The organism is Methanocalculus chunghsingensis, assembly GCF_018132105.1.
Lineage (GTDB): Archaea > Halobacteriota > Methanomicrobia > Methanomicrobiales > Methanocorpusculaceae > Methanocalculus > Methanocalculus chunghsingensis.
This window is the reverse complement of the sequence record NZ_JWHL01000005.1, coordinates 18,424-32,621: the sequence shown is the minus strand read 5'-3', so window position 1 is coordinate 32,621 and position 14,198 is coordinate 18,424. Positions and strand designations below refer to the sequence as shown.

Here is a 14,198-nt window from a genome sequence, read left to right as displayed (position 1 = left end):
TTCATCATATGCTCGGGGGATTTCGATATGAATAAATACGGTGAGATCCTATCTATTTAGGTCGCAGGGCATTGCCCCGATGCGTCGATAGTGTAGTGGTTATCACTAGGCGTTGCCAACGCCTAAACCCGGGTTCGAGTCCCGGTCGACGCACTCGTTCCTCTTCTCTTCAGTTTTTATTTGATATCTGCAGAACTATCAGATCGGAATATGGACATATTGAAGATAGTTATCACAGGCTATTGTAATTGAGAGTAGATTGAAGCAGGGATCTCCCCAACCGGTGATCAGTATGACCTGGGGAGAGCTTCATCCGAAGACTGTTCATTACCTGGCTGAAAATGATAAAAAAATATTATATGGTATGCACCAGCATCGGGATGATGGTGACATTCCTGAACTCTTCTGTTCTTCCGTCAGGGAAGGTGACTGTTGAGATATCCGGGGAGAGATCAACCTTTACGAGGGGTGCAAACCAGTACCTTTCAAGCGCAGTGACCGCAGATGAGAAGTCAAGAACAGGAACTGTGTAGACTGTTCCGTCAAATGTCTCCTTCACCTTTGAGAGTCCATCAACGGTAAACTGAACGGATCCCGGTGTTACTGCCTTAATCTCGACCGGGCGGTTGTAATTTCGTTCAAGGGCCTGCCTGAGTTCGTTCTCAGGTTCAGCTATCCTGAGATAGACGGCGACCCTCTCAATCCATGTGAGGGTGTAGTCAAATTCTATATCCGCATCTCCATTCTCCTCGATTGTCAGTGTGAAGCGGTCTGCACTGAATGCTGCTGCCGGCAGAGCCAGGAACATAAGGAGGAGGATCGTAATAAGTACTGTCGATCTCATCTGTATCATCTGTATGATTGTATCGATGACTATTATAGTATTGGGTCTCTTATATATTGTGTAAAGGGTGTTTGGATGCATATTCGATCAGGGGAGCTTGCAGTATCGGCTATCACCATCTGGATGGGGATCGTGATCTTCTTCATGATCCTTGCCGAGAGTCCTGATCTTGAGATCCTCTTCGTCCTCGTCCTCATCGGGATGCTTGTCATCGCCGAGCTTGCAGATCCTGTTCATATCAGGCCGCTCTTTCTGAAACGCCTTCGGTATATCATCGCCGCCGGCGTCATCCTCTTTGGTGCCATCGTCGCCCATAAAGTACTGGAGATTATCAGTTCATGAAAAGAGGACGCGATTCAAAGCATACATTGCCGACACTCCCGGCTATAGCGGTGGCTGTCTGCATCTTCCTCCTCCTCATCACCCCGCATGCCGCGAGCCCTGCCCTCTACACCACCGAATCTGATGCATTTACCGCGATGCATGACCGGGTTTCGGTTCTGAGGCAGCTCTCGCAGGATTCCACAGGAGTTGCCCTCCCGCTGATGGAGGAGATCTTTGCGAGTTCCGGCACCCTCGTCCTCAACATTAATCTGAAGGATTTTGAATCCGCAGAGAAGGATCTTGATGAGTACCTCGCCCGGTCTCGCCAGTTTGACAATATGGTGATACGGCTTGATATGTCCCAGTCGGATCTTGAGGAGTGGCGCCGCCTGAATGCGCAGAACCGGGAGGATCTCACCTCATTATTTGAGGATACCCAGCGTTTCTCTGAGCTGAAACGGCTTGAGATCGAGTACCGGGATGCAGATAACCCGGATATGCTCTACTCGGTTATGTATGAGGGGGAAGCGCTCAGATCCAGAATTAAAGAGACGGTATCATCATATGAGGGGCGTAATGAGGAGATGGCCGGGGTTTCGGAACGGTTCGGTGTCGCGACGGATGATTACACACAGAGTGTCGAAGATGCGCTGGCTGTCTCGGCGAGTGTTGAGGATGAGCAGGAGGAGCGATCTACCGAAATCCGCCGTGTCGTCCCGCCACGGGCAGACCGGTCGATCACCATCGGGGTTGAACCGGCAGAGGTGAGGTATGGCGATATCCTGACGATCTCCGGCCGTATCACCGGGTCCGGAAGCAGGGATGTCGCGCTCTACCTTGACAGCAGATTGCTCTGGAATGGTACCGTTACTTTTGATGGAACGTATCTTCACCGGATGAGAATCGCTATGATCCGGACCGGCATGCATACCCTCTATGCGACCAGTGACGGTGTCTTCTCGGATGTCCCGGTGTTTCGTGTTATCCAATCCCCGACGTCCGTGACCCTCTCCTCTTCCGGAGGGGGGAAGGTCAGTGGTCTTCTCCTCTCCGGGGATATCCCCGTCAGGAATGCGCCGGTCCGGATCCTCTCAGCCGGGAGGCCGGTTGCAACCCTGACGACGGATGAGGATGGCCGGTTTGCCGGCCCCCTCGGGTTACCGGAAGGTGATCACCGGGTCGTTGCGGCATTTGATGATCTCCGGTATCCCCTTGAACCATCATGGAGTGTCGAGGTGCTTGTTCATGTGCCACCCCGGAAGGAGGGGCAGGAGATTGGTGCGATACTCCTTTATCCTCTGGTTGTTCTGATGCTATTTGCTGCTGTCGGGGGCGGGATCTGGTACCTGAGAAGTCGGCGTCCCCTTCCCACCCCCCCGGCTTCCTTCCTGGAAGAGCGTCCGGATGATACCGAAGAGGGCCTGGCCGATGATATCGAAACGGATCTTTCTCCCCTGCCAGAGAGCGATTCTGATCCCGTCCTTGAGGCATACCATGCCGCTGCCGGATCCGATTATCCGGATGCACTCCGCCATCTCTTCATCTCCCTCGCCGGGGCTGCCGGGCTGCAGAATCCTTCATATGCGACGGCAGGCGATCTCCGGGTGGCTCTCCCATCTGATACCCGTATGCATGCATGGCTCTCTGCCTATGAGCGGGTCCTCTACGCAGGGCAGATTCCGCAGGATAAGGAACGTGAATGGTTCCTCTCAGAGTATCTTCTTCTCCGGGAGGTGCTGGCATAAGACCGTCTCTTCTTATTGCCTGTCTCCTCATCCTTCTGACACTGGGCGCTGCAGGGGCGCATCTCCAGGCTACCTCAGCAGAACTCTCGCGGTTCAATCCTGGCTGGAATGGGACGGCGGCGTTCTTTTCCCTATCAGAAAGTCTGGGGGCGGTGATCCACAGCCCGAATGTTGCTCCCCATGATCAACCGGATCGGTATATTCTCATCGCTCCTGATGGTACTGATGCCGAACCGATCGTCAGAGGGGTTCTTGCAGCAGGCGGGATCGTCATCATCGCTGATGAGGACGGGGGTGCAAACGAGCTTCTCGAGGCACTGGGTCTGGAGATGCGGATCCGTCCTGGAAATGTTTCGAGCGTTGATATGGAGTTTGCATCTCCCCGGACGGTTCGTGCAACCGTCAGTTCGAACCATTCGGTTTTACAGGGTGTCGAAACCCTCGTCTTTAACCGTCCCTCGTCTATCGAGGGCGGTGAGCCGCTCGTCCGGACATCGGTCCTCTCCTGGATTGATCACGATGGCGATGGCAGCCCCGGATCCGGTGAGGAGCTGGGGCGCTATACATTGATGGCATCAGAGAAGAGTGAGATCGGGGATGTGATCCTTATCGCTGATGCCAGCCTCTTCGCCTCGACGATGCAGCAGGTCCGGCGTCTTCATGATAACCAACGCCTTCTCTTCAATCTCCTCGATTCCGATAGCGTCATGGTGGATGCCATGTACGGGCGGCCCGCAGATGCGGATGGTCCTGCATATCTTGTTCATACGGTTAAATCCGCACCAATAAGTAGCATTATCGTCATATTTTTACTCATGATGGTTGTGGCCTTCGCTTTCCGCAGGCAGATCCTTTAAACGTGAAATACATGTCATCAGAAATTTCCATCCCAGAGATCGCACAGAGATGCGATGAGATCCGTTCGCTCTTAAATCAGTATGTCGTCGGGAAGGATTCCTTGATCGAGTTGATCAATGTCGCCCTCCTCTCAGATGGACACATTCTTATTGAGGGTGTTCCCGGCACTGCGAAGACGACGATTGCCAAGGCATATGCAAAGATCCTCGGCTATTCGTTCAATCGTGTGCAGTGTGCCGTTGATACGCAGCCTGCCGATATCCTCGGCCTTCGGATCTATGATCAGCAGAAGGGTGAGTTCGTCCTTCGGAAGGGTCCGGCATTTGCAAATATTCTTCTGATTGATGAGTTGAACCGGTTGAATCCGAGGACACAGAGTGCTTTCATCGAAGTCATGAGCGAACGGCAGGTGACGATCGAGGGGGATCGGCTCTCCCTGCCAAGTCCCTTCTTTGTGATGGCTACCCAGAACCCCTATGAGTTTGAAGGAACTTTCCCGCTCATAGAGGCCCAGAAGGATCGCTTTATGTACAGTTTTACCTCCGAGTATCTCAATCCGGATGAGGAGCTTGAGGTTCTGGTGAGGCTTGGTTCAGGAAGGCTTGACTGGGAGAAGTACTTTGCATATCTCGAAGAGCATTCCGGCAAGGCCGATATCTTCAGCCTCAGGGATGCAGTCACCTCGGTTCATATCGAAGAGCGGGTCGCCGCGTACATCCGGGATCTTGTCGTTGCAACGAGATCGAATGGTGATATCTCCCTTGGGGCAAGTACGCGTGCCTCGATCGCATTTTATAAAGGGAGTAAGGCGGTTGCGGCTCTCCGCGGCCGCGATTTTGTGACCCCCGATGATGTACGCACCATCGCCCCGAATATTCTCCAGCACCGGATGATCCTCCGTCGTGAAGCTGAGATTGCCGGTATCACCCTTGAGTCTGTTGTCAGTGATATTATCCGATCAGTTGAGGTGCCTTAAGGTGCGGCCAACATCCCTCTCGCGTGCCATCGGTGCCGCAGGGATCCTTACCGTGGCAGGGGGTGGCGCCATGGGGAGCAGCCCTGGCGTGCTTGCCGGAACGCTGATCCTCCTCTTTCTCTTCTCCCGTGCAGCCGTCTTCTTCTCCGGGGAGAAGATGGTCATCCGGAGTATCAGAATAGAAAGGCACTGTGACAACAAGATCATACGGCAGTACGGGCTCATCGCTGTCACCCTTTCAGCAACAGCCGAGATGCCGAAAGGGATGGAGGCTACGCTCCTCGATTATCCGGGACCGGGGTTTGCCACGGTCGGCGATATTCCACTGCTCAATCTCCTGGAGGATGACCTGATCAGGTACCGTACCAGGGCGATCACCCGTGGAAGTGTCTCATTCCATGGGGCGGTGGTGACACTGGCTGATAGCTATTTTACGTCAGAGATCGCCCTTGGCCGGGAAGAGGATCAAAACCCGCTCATCCAGGTGCAGCCCCAGGGCTCTCCTGTCCTTGCCATCGGAGATAGTCTGGGGTATGGGGATGCGACCTCACGCCGGTATACCTCTCCATCCGGATCTGTTGTCCGATCATATCGTGAGTATATGCCTGGTGATGACACCCGCCAGATCGACTGGAAGACGACGGCGAAACGGGATCAGCTCATCATCCGGGAGACGTATGCGCAACGTGGCGAGATTCCGATGATCGTTTTGGATCTCTCCGGGGAAGCCTCCGAGAATGAGAAGCTGGTCGGTTTTACCGTCGGCACCATCGAGGAGACGCTCAAAGTATCCCATTCCGTCTCTCTCCTTGTCATCGCCGGGGGTACTGTGCTGCGGTTCCTGCCAAATGAACGCCAGTCCCACCGGGTGCTTGCTGCCATTCGGGATCTCCCTCCCGCATACCGGGATCACCACTTCTACCGGTACGCTGCACCGTCAGATCTTGCCATCCGGATGAAAGCCGCACCTGCCGCCTCCAGGCTGAACCGATGGTATGAGGCGGTGCACCAGATCCGGGGGATTCCGGCATTTGAAAAGGAATGTCTCCGTGCCTTTTCACGGGCTCGGGGGACATCCCTTCTCCTCTTCAGTGCATGTACCGGTGATCTCAGCCATCTTGCGATGGTTACACGGGCCGCCAGACGGGTCGGCCTCTCTCTCCATCTCCGGATCCCGTCATCTCTCCCGGAAGGGTATCTTCTCTCATCGCTCTCCCCTGACTCTGTCGAGGTGATCTGAATGTTCCGTTTTTCTCCTGATGATACTATCGCTCTCCTCTTTCTCCTGGTTTCGGGAGGAGCTCTCCTTTTTGGGGATCTGATTCTCCTGATAACCTGGCCGATGGCACTTGCCGGGATACTCTTCTCACGCTGGTATGATGATCAGGGCGTAGCCCGGCTCTGCTGCGGTATTCCTCTCGTTGTCGCGGTCGGATACCTCTCGATCCCTCTGATGGTAGTCTCTGCTCTTCTTCTCATCGCACTGGCTACAGGTCCGGAGAACCTTCTGTCAGGGTGGATGCAGGGCATCATCCTCTCTGGAGGATCGGTTCTCGCACTTCTGTCTATCCCTGGTACTGACCCGTTCAGGGTGATGCTCATTGTTCTGATTCTGGCGGTTCTTCTTTCAGGGGTCCTTTACCTCCTGGAACATGCAGTAGCCCGAACGGTCAGGGGTGATGGTGTATGAACCTCTCTGATCTCGTGTACCGGCTCAGCCATCCGGGAGATTCGGATGATGCCAGGGCCGCCCTGCTCCTCTTTATCGCAGCAGCAGCCTCTCTTGGCCTCGTTGCCTTTACGGACAGAGCAGATATGACGACGGCAACGCTCATCCTCTCTGGATTTGCCTGCTTCATCGCCGGACTCTTCCTCCTGACCTTCCACAGGGGCGCCGCTGTCTCACCGGAGATTGCGGGCCTGCTTGATCCCGGCGCCCGGATCGCCCTTGCCCGGGTTGCTGCCGACCTCGGTGTCGACGGGGATGCAGCGATTCTTCCCCGCAGGGATGGCGATCCCCTGCAGTTTACCTCCTCCGGCCTCTCCGTGCTTCCGGAGGGTGATATAATAACCTCGCTCTGTATCCAGGAGGGATCAGTTGGTCTCTGTGTACCACCCCTTTCCCTCCCGCTCCGGCATCATCTCCGGGATGAGTACGGGCTCGGTACCCCCGACGGGGTTGCATCTGCCCTCTCAGCATATAAAGAGGCGATCATCGTCTGCCTTGAACTGGCTGATGAGGTTCATGCAACGGTCGAGGGAGAGGATCCTGTTATCGGGATCGTCGGATTTACCCTCTTTGATGGATGCAGGATAGTAGCGGCTGAGTCGCCGAAGTGCTGCACGATGTTTCCCTGTGCGATATGCGGCCTTGCCGGTCTTCTCCTTGCTGAGGCGACCGGAAAACCCTGGATCTATGATCAGATTACGATGAACCCTGAGGATCGATCGGTTCGGATCGTCCTCAGGTCACCCTGATCCAGAGGTGGAGATCCCGGTAGCTGCTATTGACAAGTTCTGCCGGTGAGAGGCCAGGTTCCGGGAGATCCTCGGTGAAGAGGAGGAACTGGATTCGGTTAATCTCCGTATCGTTGATGGTGAAATTGAAGCGTCGCTCAACGGTCTCATTATGTGGGATCTCGATCTGGTAGGATCCAAGCGGAATTGACGAGAGGATCGATGATGTATTTGTGCTGGTATCAAACTGCTGATTAAAGCCAAAAACCTGTGTGGTATAGGTGACGTTTCTGTACTCGTGGTTTCCTATCCCGATGATGACAAACTGTTCCGTTCCTGCCTGGAAGTTCGTCGGGTAGTCCGCAGCTTTTCCTTTCTCCCCGAGGATGTAGAACTCGGTGAACTTCTCCCCTTCTTTCGGGACGACGATCACATAGATGGTTGTCCCAATGGCAAGGATGATGGCACAGATGAGGATGATGCTTAGGGCGCGATCGAGCCTGTTGCTCTTCTCCGGGAATAACTCCTCTCTGACCCCTTCTTTTACTTCATTGAACGGGATTGTAAGCCGTTGTTCGACAGGAAGGATAATTCTCCTATACGCGGCGACTGTTGCCATTGCGAGGGCGAAGATGATGAGCGAGATGACGATCGGGTCGAGTCTGATCCCCCATGGAGTATAGTTTAACCCAAGGCCGATTAACGGGACGACTGCGATGGATAACCCAAAGGAGAGTGCAATCCGCTCTATCCAGTCGAGATCGTCATCTGCCGGGAAGAGGGCCGCAATGAGGAGGTACCCCGGGATGAAGAGGATGAAGGGAAGGGCGAATGCTACCCGGAATGGTGTATTCTGGAGAAAAGGGAGATATATACAGCTGACCGTTCCGATGATCCAGAGGAGTGCTATCTTCAGATCAATCGGGAGGATCCTTGGATCGAGGAGCTCTGTTGCGATGTCAGCCGGCCGGGATTGCATATATCTCTTTATCATCACATCGGAAAAAAAGATGCCGATATCCGGGATTGAATTGTACCGTTAGCTATTTGTGGATAAAAGATCGTGATTATTACATGAATATTCGTTCATTTGGCGTACTTGTCTGTCTGTTGCTCGTCATGGTCGGCACGGTTCATGCGGCATCAGTCATTGAGATTGATTCAGGTCGTGCCGATGAATCTCTCCTGGAGGTAAAGGTCTCCGGCATTGCATCGGCAACGAGCATTCAGTTTGATCTCGCCTATGATCCCGATATTGTGCAGATCGCATCCATCAGCAAGGCAGATGACTACCAGGGCGTCTCAATGACGACCAATATGAATACTCCGGGTACTGCACGAGTTCTTGTCATCTTTCCCGATCCTGTGACAATTGCGTCTCCGGACGGAGTTGTTCTGGTTTCATTTTCATCAGTAGCCGCGGGAACGACTCCTCTGAGCCTCTCCAATGCCCGCTGGAGCGACTTTCCTGCATTTGCTTCCATTGAGTTTGATGATGTCAATGGAGGGGAGATTGCGAGTACCATCGCACCTGGTGCGACACCATCACCCACATCCCAGCCATCGTCCTCAGGGGGAGGTTCGGGAGTAGCGAGTCCGGCTCCTGTAACCACCTATGATCCCGGTGATTTCTTTACCTCAGATGATCCGGTGGAACTTCCCGCATTGCCGGAGTCTACTGCTGCACCTACGGTTACACCCATTCCGGATCTGACCTCCGACCCTGTCGTACCGGGTGAGGAACCTGCGGTTCCCGAACCGACCCCTGCTCCTCTCTCGGTTGCCTGTATTTCCGGGCTGTTTATGATTCCATTCATTCGAAAAATTATGAAATATAAATAAAAATAATATAATATATTAAAGATCTCATAAAAGTTATTATAACCAATGAGTGTGGATATAGCCCTGACGTGGTCTCTATGTCTGCACGTTCTGCCATTATTATTTTTGCACTGGTTCTCCTTCTCTTTGTGGGAACCGGGTCTGCAGCACCGTTTTCCGGTGATTCGCAGCAGGTTATTATTGTTATGAAAGAGCAGCCCGCTCATGGAGCAGGGTCTGCAGAACTCGCTATGTTTGCGGCGGAATCGCAACGAAATGTCGTAACATCCCTTAAAAGTATGGGGGTGGGTGAGGTGCGGCCACTCTGGTCTGTCAATGCGATTGCAGCGACCCTCACCGAGGATCAGGTCAAACAGGTCGCCGCCCGGAGGGATGTTGCCCGGGTCGTACCGGACCGGATTGTGACACTGGATCTCCTGACCAAACCTGAAAAGGGTGAGCGGGAGATGCAGTTCTTCAAACCCGGATCTGCTGAGGTCGAATGGATCGATCCGTCGCATCCGGCAGAGGATGATATTGCATGGGGTCTCTCCTGGATTGAGGCTCCTGATGTCTGGTCAAACGGAATCGATGGGACCGGGGTGACGGTCGCGGTCGTTGATACCGGCATCGATTCCGGGCACCCGGACCTTGCAGGGAAGATCATCGGCTGGGTCGATCTGGTGAATGATCTGGATGAACCCTATGATGATGCTGGCCATGGAACCCATTGTGCCGGGACGGTTGCCGGAACCGGTGCCGGGGGGGTCTACACCGGAGTGGCGCCGGGTGCTGATCTGATCGGTGTTAAGGTCTTCGACGCAAACGGTTCTGGACAAACCTCGACGATCATTGCCGGGTTTGAAACGGCTGTGGAGCTTGGTGCTGATCTGATCTCGTACAGTGGAGGGAGCAGATGGTATGATACCTTCTCCGAGTATGTGGTTTGTGAAAGCCCCGAAGGCGTTGATATTTCCTTTGAGGTAACCAATGACGGAGACGGCTATGATCCATCGTTTATTCTCCTCATGGGTGAAGAGGCTCCGTTTGCCGATCTCGAGCTGACGATGATGCGACCCGATGGTACTGTGTATTCCGGTGTTGATTGTGACTGGCTTTCTTTCCCGAATCCTCCGGGATATGTGATGCTGAAATTCATCGGTGATGAGGCCCTGCCTGCCGGTAACTGGACCCTGAATGCTGCCTATCCTTCAATAAATGCGAGCAACAGGGTCTGGCATTCCGGAAAGGGGGATAACCTCGATAATGTGCTCTATCAGAGGTTTGATTACTCGGACTATGTCGGGGTTCTTGACTCGGCAACCTTTGAAATGGAAACCTGGTACGATATCGAAAGTAGCTGGGATTTTGGGTATCTCGAGGTTTATAATGTCGGGACCTCTTCATGGGATGTCATCCTGGAATTTACCGGTACTGGTGATGGTGTCTATACTGCCAATCTCACAGAGTATCTCTGGCAACAGGATGGCCAGTACCAGCTGAGCTATTTTGACCTCCGCCTCCGGTATGAGACTGATGGGTCAGTTATCAATGCCGGCTGGTATATTGACTGGATGGCGATCCCTGAGATCGGGTTCTATGATGATGCATCCGGGGATACCGGGTGGGAGGCAGATCCCGAGGATGGCTGGAGCCGGACGAAAGAGGAGTATCCGGTTTCCATTGAATGGATTGTGTATTATACAGATAATGGAACATCCCTCCAGTCCCAGACGGTCGATCAGATCGTCGCCGATGGCGTGACCTTTGTCACCTCCACCGGAAACGATGGGGAATTTGGTCTCCGGACGGTCAGTGGCCCTGCAACTCCGGCAGCGATTCATGTCGGTGCAACCGGGTCTATGCAGGATTATATCGCTCCATATAGCAGCCGGGGACCGGTCGGCTGGGGTGCGGATACCATCATCAAGCCGGATGTCGTTGCACCGGGAACACAGGTCCTCTCTGCATCGACACGGGATGGGGAGCTCTATCGCACCATGAGCGGCACCTCGATGGCATGCCCGCATGTTGCCGGTGTGGCTGCCCTGCTCCTGCAGGTGAACCCGGATCTGGAGCCTGAGGATATCCGATCAATTCTGACCAGCACCGCCGTCGATCTCGGGCCAGAAGGCCCCGACAACGACTATGGCTACGGCAGGGTGAGTGCCTGGGCTGCTGTGAATGCAACAGAGCCGCTTGCTCCCCCGGTTTATGATGGTCCCCGGCTGCATGCCGGATTTGGGTATGAGTACCTGAAGCCTGGTGAAGAGAATGTTATCACCGCAATCGTCTGGAACGGCACTCCTTCTCAGGATGAACCTGTTCAGTTCCTTATCCGGGCCGGGGACGATGAGGTTCTGAATACAACCGTCATGACGGATGCCTCAGGGATGGTGACGGTTTCGTTTGTTCCGACTGCATATGAGTATGATTATCAGGTGACTGACGATCATGGCAATGTCGTTTCGGGATGGATATATACCCGGAATAGCCATTCGCAGGAGCTTCTGCTGATAGATACTCCCTGGAAGCGGTATGAAGCCCTCCAGAACTCGACCATTCCAGTGAAGTATACCTTCGTTGATCCGGTGACGATGGAGCCGTATACAGGTGATCTGCGGTTTATCTTCGGCACCTGGCAGGAAGAGTTCGTGAATGAGACGCTCACGCCGGTCAACGGAGTGATCGAGCATGAGATAGACGGATCGACGATATCCTCCTATTATGGTGAGATGAAAGTCTCTCCGATAGCTGATGCATCAGAGGTTCTCTATGTAGGAGAGGTCACGTTCTTTGATGATGACTGGTTCAAAGAGGAGATACAACCGGTTGTATCCCGTGCTGCCCCGAAGAGTACCACACCCGTTCTTGTGAAGCGGTATTCACCGCTGAATGCAACGCCTGCTCCTGACGAGACACGGGAACTTCCGATCATATGGCTCTCTGAAGCAGATGTCCGGTCTCTCTCGGCAGAATATCCAGTAGAAATGCACCGGCTTCTTGAAGGAGAGGTCGAGCAGATGACACCCGGGTACCGGGATCTCCTTGCTGAGATCGAGAATCTGCAGATGGATTTCATCACCGTTCCGTATCTCTTGAAGAACGGTATCGGGAAGGCGGATATCCCGGTCCCTGAGGGTGCATATCTTGGCATCGTCATTGCCGGGAGCGATTTCTATGGTGAGAGTGGGGTCAACTCGGAAATGATGGGGTCAATTGCGCTCATCATTGTCGATCTCTGGCCGTTTACACACCATCCAGTCGCCCCGGATACCATACCGTCCCAGGCGATCTCCATCCGCGGTGACTGGGCTGGCGGATTCTCGTCTGATCAGAAGAGTATCGTGCCGGGAACCGAGATGAATGTCACCTGCCAGCTCTGGAATCCCGAGACCGGCGAGCCTGTTGCCGGAACGGTCTATCTCTATACAAGCGACCAGTCTGCCGTTGTGACGACGGGGGCTGACGGGTATGGGTATGCCTCCCTCCCGGTTGATATCAGGTTTGAAGGTGAATGGTCCGGGAATGGTATCCAGGTTATTGGCATCTCAGGTGACGCCTATGCGTATACGTATGTCTATCCGCCGTACGAATGGCCTGTTATGACCGGAGAGTACATTCCTGGGGGTGATGATGGCATCCTGATGGGGGATGTAACAATCATTGATCAGGCAGGAGATCCGATTCCGATGCCCGGTATCTTTGAGGTCTCACGGCAGGATGTGAAAACGGGCTGGGATTCAGATCACGGATACCGGCAGGCTGCAACTATCCATTCAGAGTCTATCACCGGGGATGGTGAGTTTGCAGCTGCCCTGCCGTTTGGGTCGTATCTGATCACCCTTGATATGAAGGATTACTTCTATCGTGGCAACTACAGCCAGGGCAACTGGTGGTCATATTCGATGTTCATCGGAGCAACCCCGCTCGTTGTTGAGAACCCGCCCCCTCTGTTTGTTGAGCAGGCGGGCCTTGTTGATGTGACCGTCCGGATGACGGATGGCCGGGCCGGTGTGCCCGTCTATCTGACCTATGATAGTGTCGGTCCATATGCATATTACGAGGAATTACCCTCTCTCTTCTCTGAGTATGGTGGTGTGGATGTCACAACAACCGGTGCCGACGGGGCCGCCACTCTGAAGATGTATATCCCGGAGAACGGCTATCTCTACTGGGAGATCGGTGGCGGAACGCCGGATCACGTCTTTACGACACTCTCTGGGTATTCTGTCCAGTCTGTCGGTCCTGAGCCGGTTGCACCAACGGCGAACTTCGTCGGAGTGCCGGCCACCGGAACCGCTCCCCTGACAATCAGGTTCAGTGATACATCTACCGGCACCCCGACATCATGGGAGTGGAACTTCGGGGATGGAACGACATCAACTGATCGCCACCCGGTGAAGCTCTATGGGACTCCGGGGCAGTACAATGTGACCCTGACCGTTACAAATGAGCAGGGGAGTGATACGATCACAAAAGAAGGGTATATCACTGTCCATGTCCCAAGCCGTGTCCAGGTTGGTGACCTTGATATCGCCACAGGTATGAACAGGACAACCGGGATCTCGGTCGAACAGATTCAGGGCGCCATCGCGTTTGGCGTCAATCTGACGTTTGATCAGACGCTCGTTGAGCTGGTTGAAATCACTCCGAATGCATCGGTTGCGGATGATCTCTACCAGCTGATCTATGATATTGACAACACCACCGGCAGGGCCGATATCTCGATGACCCTCACCAGAGAACGTGACTTTATCGATCTCACCGGGATCATCGATATCAGATTTGAGGCTGGCCAGAAGGTTGGTGCTGCGCCAATAGAGATCACCGGCGCTGAATGGTCTCCAGATACCTTTGCGTATGAAATCTTCCGCATTCAGGAGGATGGAGATCTCTCCGTCCATCTGCGGGGCGACTTCAACAGGAACGACCGGATCGATATCGGGGATGTCTCTAAGGTCGCCTGGATGGTTGCCGGACTGACAACCGAAGATCCCGAGGCGGACTTTGATAATTCGGGGTCAGTTGATGGGAATGATGCGGCTAAGATTGCGTACTTCTATGTGGGGAAGATAAATGACCTCTGATTTTTTTCCATATCAGCGAAAAATGAGAGAAGATTTAAGTAGATTCGGGAAATGTATTAGCATATACAGAATGACAGTCGAGA

Annotated in this window: 11 protein-coding genes and 1 tRNA gene; 10 read left to right on the top strand and 2 right to left on the bottom strand. The window is 53.8% G+C overall.

Annotated features, from left to right (window positions below):
• The first annotated feature begins 81 nt into the window (after positions 1-81).
• Positions 82-153 (top strand) — tRNA-Gly (locus RJ53_RS04945).
• Between the two features lie 202 nt (positions 154-355).
• Here RJ53_RS04945 and RJ53_RS04940 read toward each other — a convergent pair.
• On the bottom strand, positions 356-844 hold the full coding sequence (locus tag RJ53_RS04940; protein WP_211530510.1) for a hypothetical protein: 489 nt from the start codon (positions 842-844) through the stop codon (positions 356-358).
• Positions 845-919: 75 nt separating this feature from the next.
• Here RJ53_RS04940 and RJ53_RS04935 point away from each other — a divergent pair, with 75 nt between their 5' ends.
• The 7 genes from RJ53_RS04935 to RJ53_RS04905 are packed head-to-tail and all read left to right on the top strand — an operon-like array spanning position 920 to position 7,225.
• Positions 920-1,186, top strand: a complete 267-nt coding sequence (locus RJ53_RS04935; protein WP_211530509.1) for a hypothetical protein — start codon at positions 920-922, stop codon at positions 1,184-1,186.
• Entirely contained in the window at positions 1,183-2,913 is a 1,731-nt protein-coding gene (locus RJ53_RS04930; RefSeq protein WP_211530508.1) for a hypothetical protein, read from the top strand. The genes RJ53_RS04935 and RJ53_RS04930 overlap by 4 nt, the downstream gene beginning before the upstream one ends.
• Positions 2,868-3,770: a DUF4350 domain-containing protein gene (locus RJ53_RS04925; RefSeq protein WP_211530507.1), complete on the top strand. Its 903-nt coding sequence runs from the start codon at positions 2,868-2,870 to the stop codon at positions 3,768-3,770. Before RJ53_RS04930 ends, RJ53_RS04925 begins: the two co-directional genes overlap by 46 nt.
• Positions 3,771-3,781: 11 nt before the next feature.
• A complete protein-coding gene (locus RJ53_RS04920) occupies positions 3,782-4,747 on the top strand; it encodes an AAA family ATPase (protein WP_211530506.1) in 966 nt (321 codons plus the stop codon).
• 1 nt (position 4,748) lies between these two features.
• The gene (locus RJ53_RS11645) at positions 4,749-5,987 is read left to right on the top strand and encodes a DUF58 domain-containing protein (RefSeq protein ID WP_211530505.1); all 1,239 of its coding nucleotides are present in this window, start codon (positions 4,749-4,751) and stop codon (positions 5,985-5,987) included.
• Entirely contained in the window at positions 5,988-6,437 is a 450-nt protein-coding gene (locus RJ53_RS04910) for a hypothetical protein (protein ID WP_211530504.1), read from the top strand.
• Positions 6,434-7,225 (top strand): hypothetical protein, encoded by a 792-nt coding sequence (locus RJ53_RS04905; protein WP_211530503.1) that lies wholly within the window; start codon positions 6,434-6,436, stop codon positions 7,223-7,225. The genes RJ53_RS04910 and RJ53_RS04905 overlap by 4 nt, the downstream gene beginning before the upstream one ends.
• Here RJ53_RS04905 and RJ53_RS04900 read toward each other — a convergent pair.
• Entirely contained in the window at positions 7,212-8,183 is a 972-nt protein-coding gene (locus RJ53_RS04900; protein WP_211530502.1) for a DUF1616 domain-containing protein, read from the bottom strand. The genes RJ53_RS04905 and RJ53_RS04900 overlap by 14 nt on opposite strands.
• Before the next feature lie 95 nt (positions 8,184-8,278).
• On the opposite strand from RJ53_RS04900, the gene RJ53_RS04895 reads away from it, so the two are divergent.
• Positions 8,279-9,046, top strand: coding sequence for a cohesin domain-containing protein (locus RJ53_RS04895; RefSeq protein ID WP_211530501.1), 768 nt, complete (start codon positions 8,279-8,281; stop codon positions 9,044-9,046).
• Between the two features lie 77 nt (positions 9,047-9,123).
• The gene (locus RJ53_RS11775) at positions 9,124-14,115 is read left to right on the top strand and encodes a S8 family serine peptidase (protein WP_281412423.1); all 4,992 of its coding nucleotides are present in this window, start codon (positions 9,124-9,126) and stop codon (positions 14,113-14,115) included.
• The last annotated feature ends 83 nt before the right edge of the window (positions 14,116-14,198 follow it).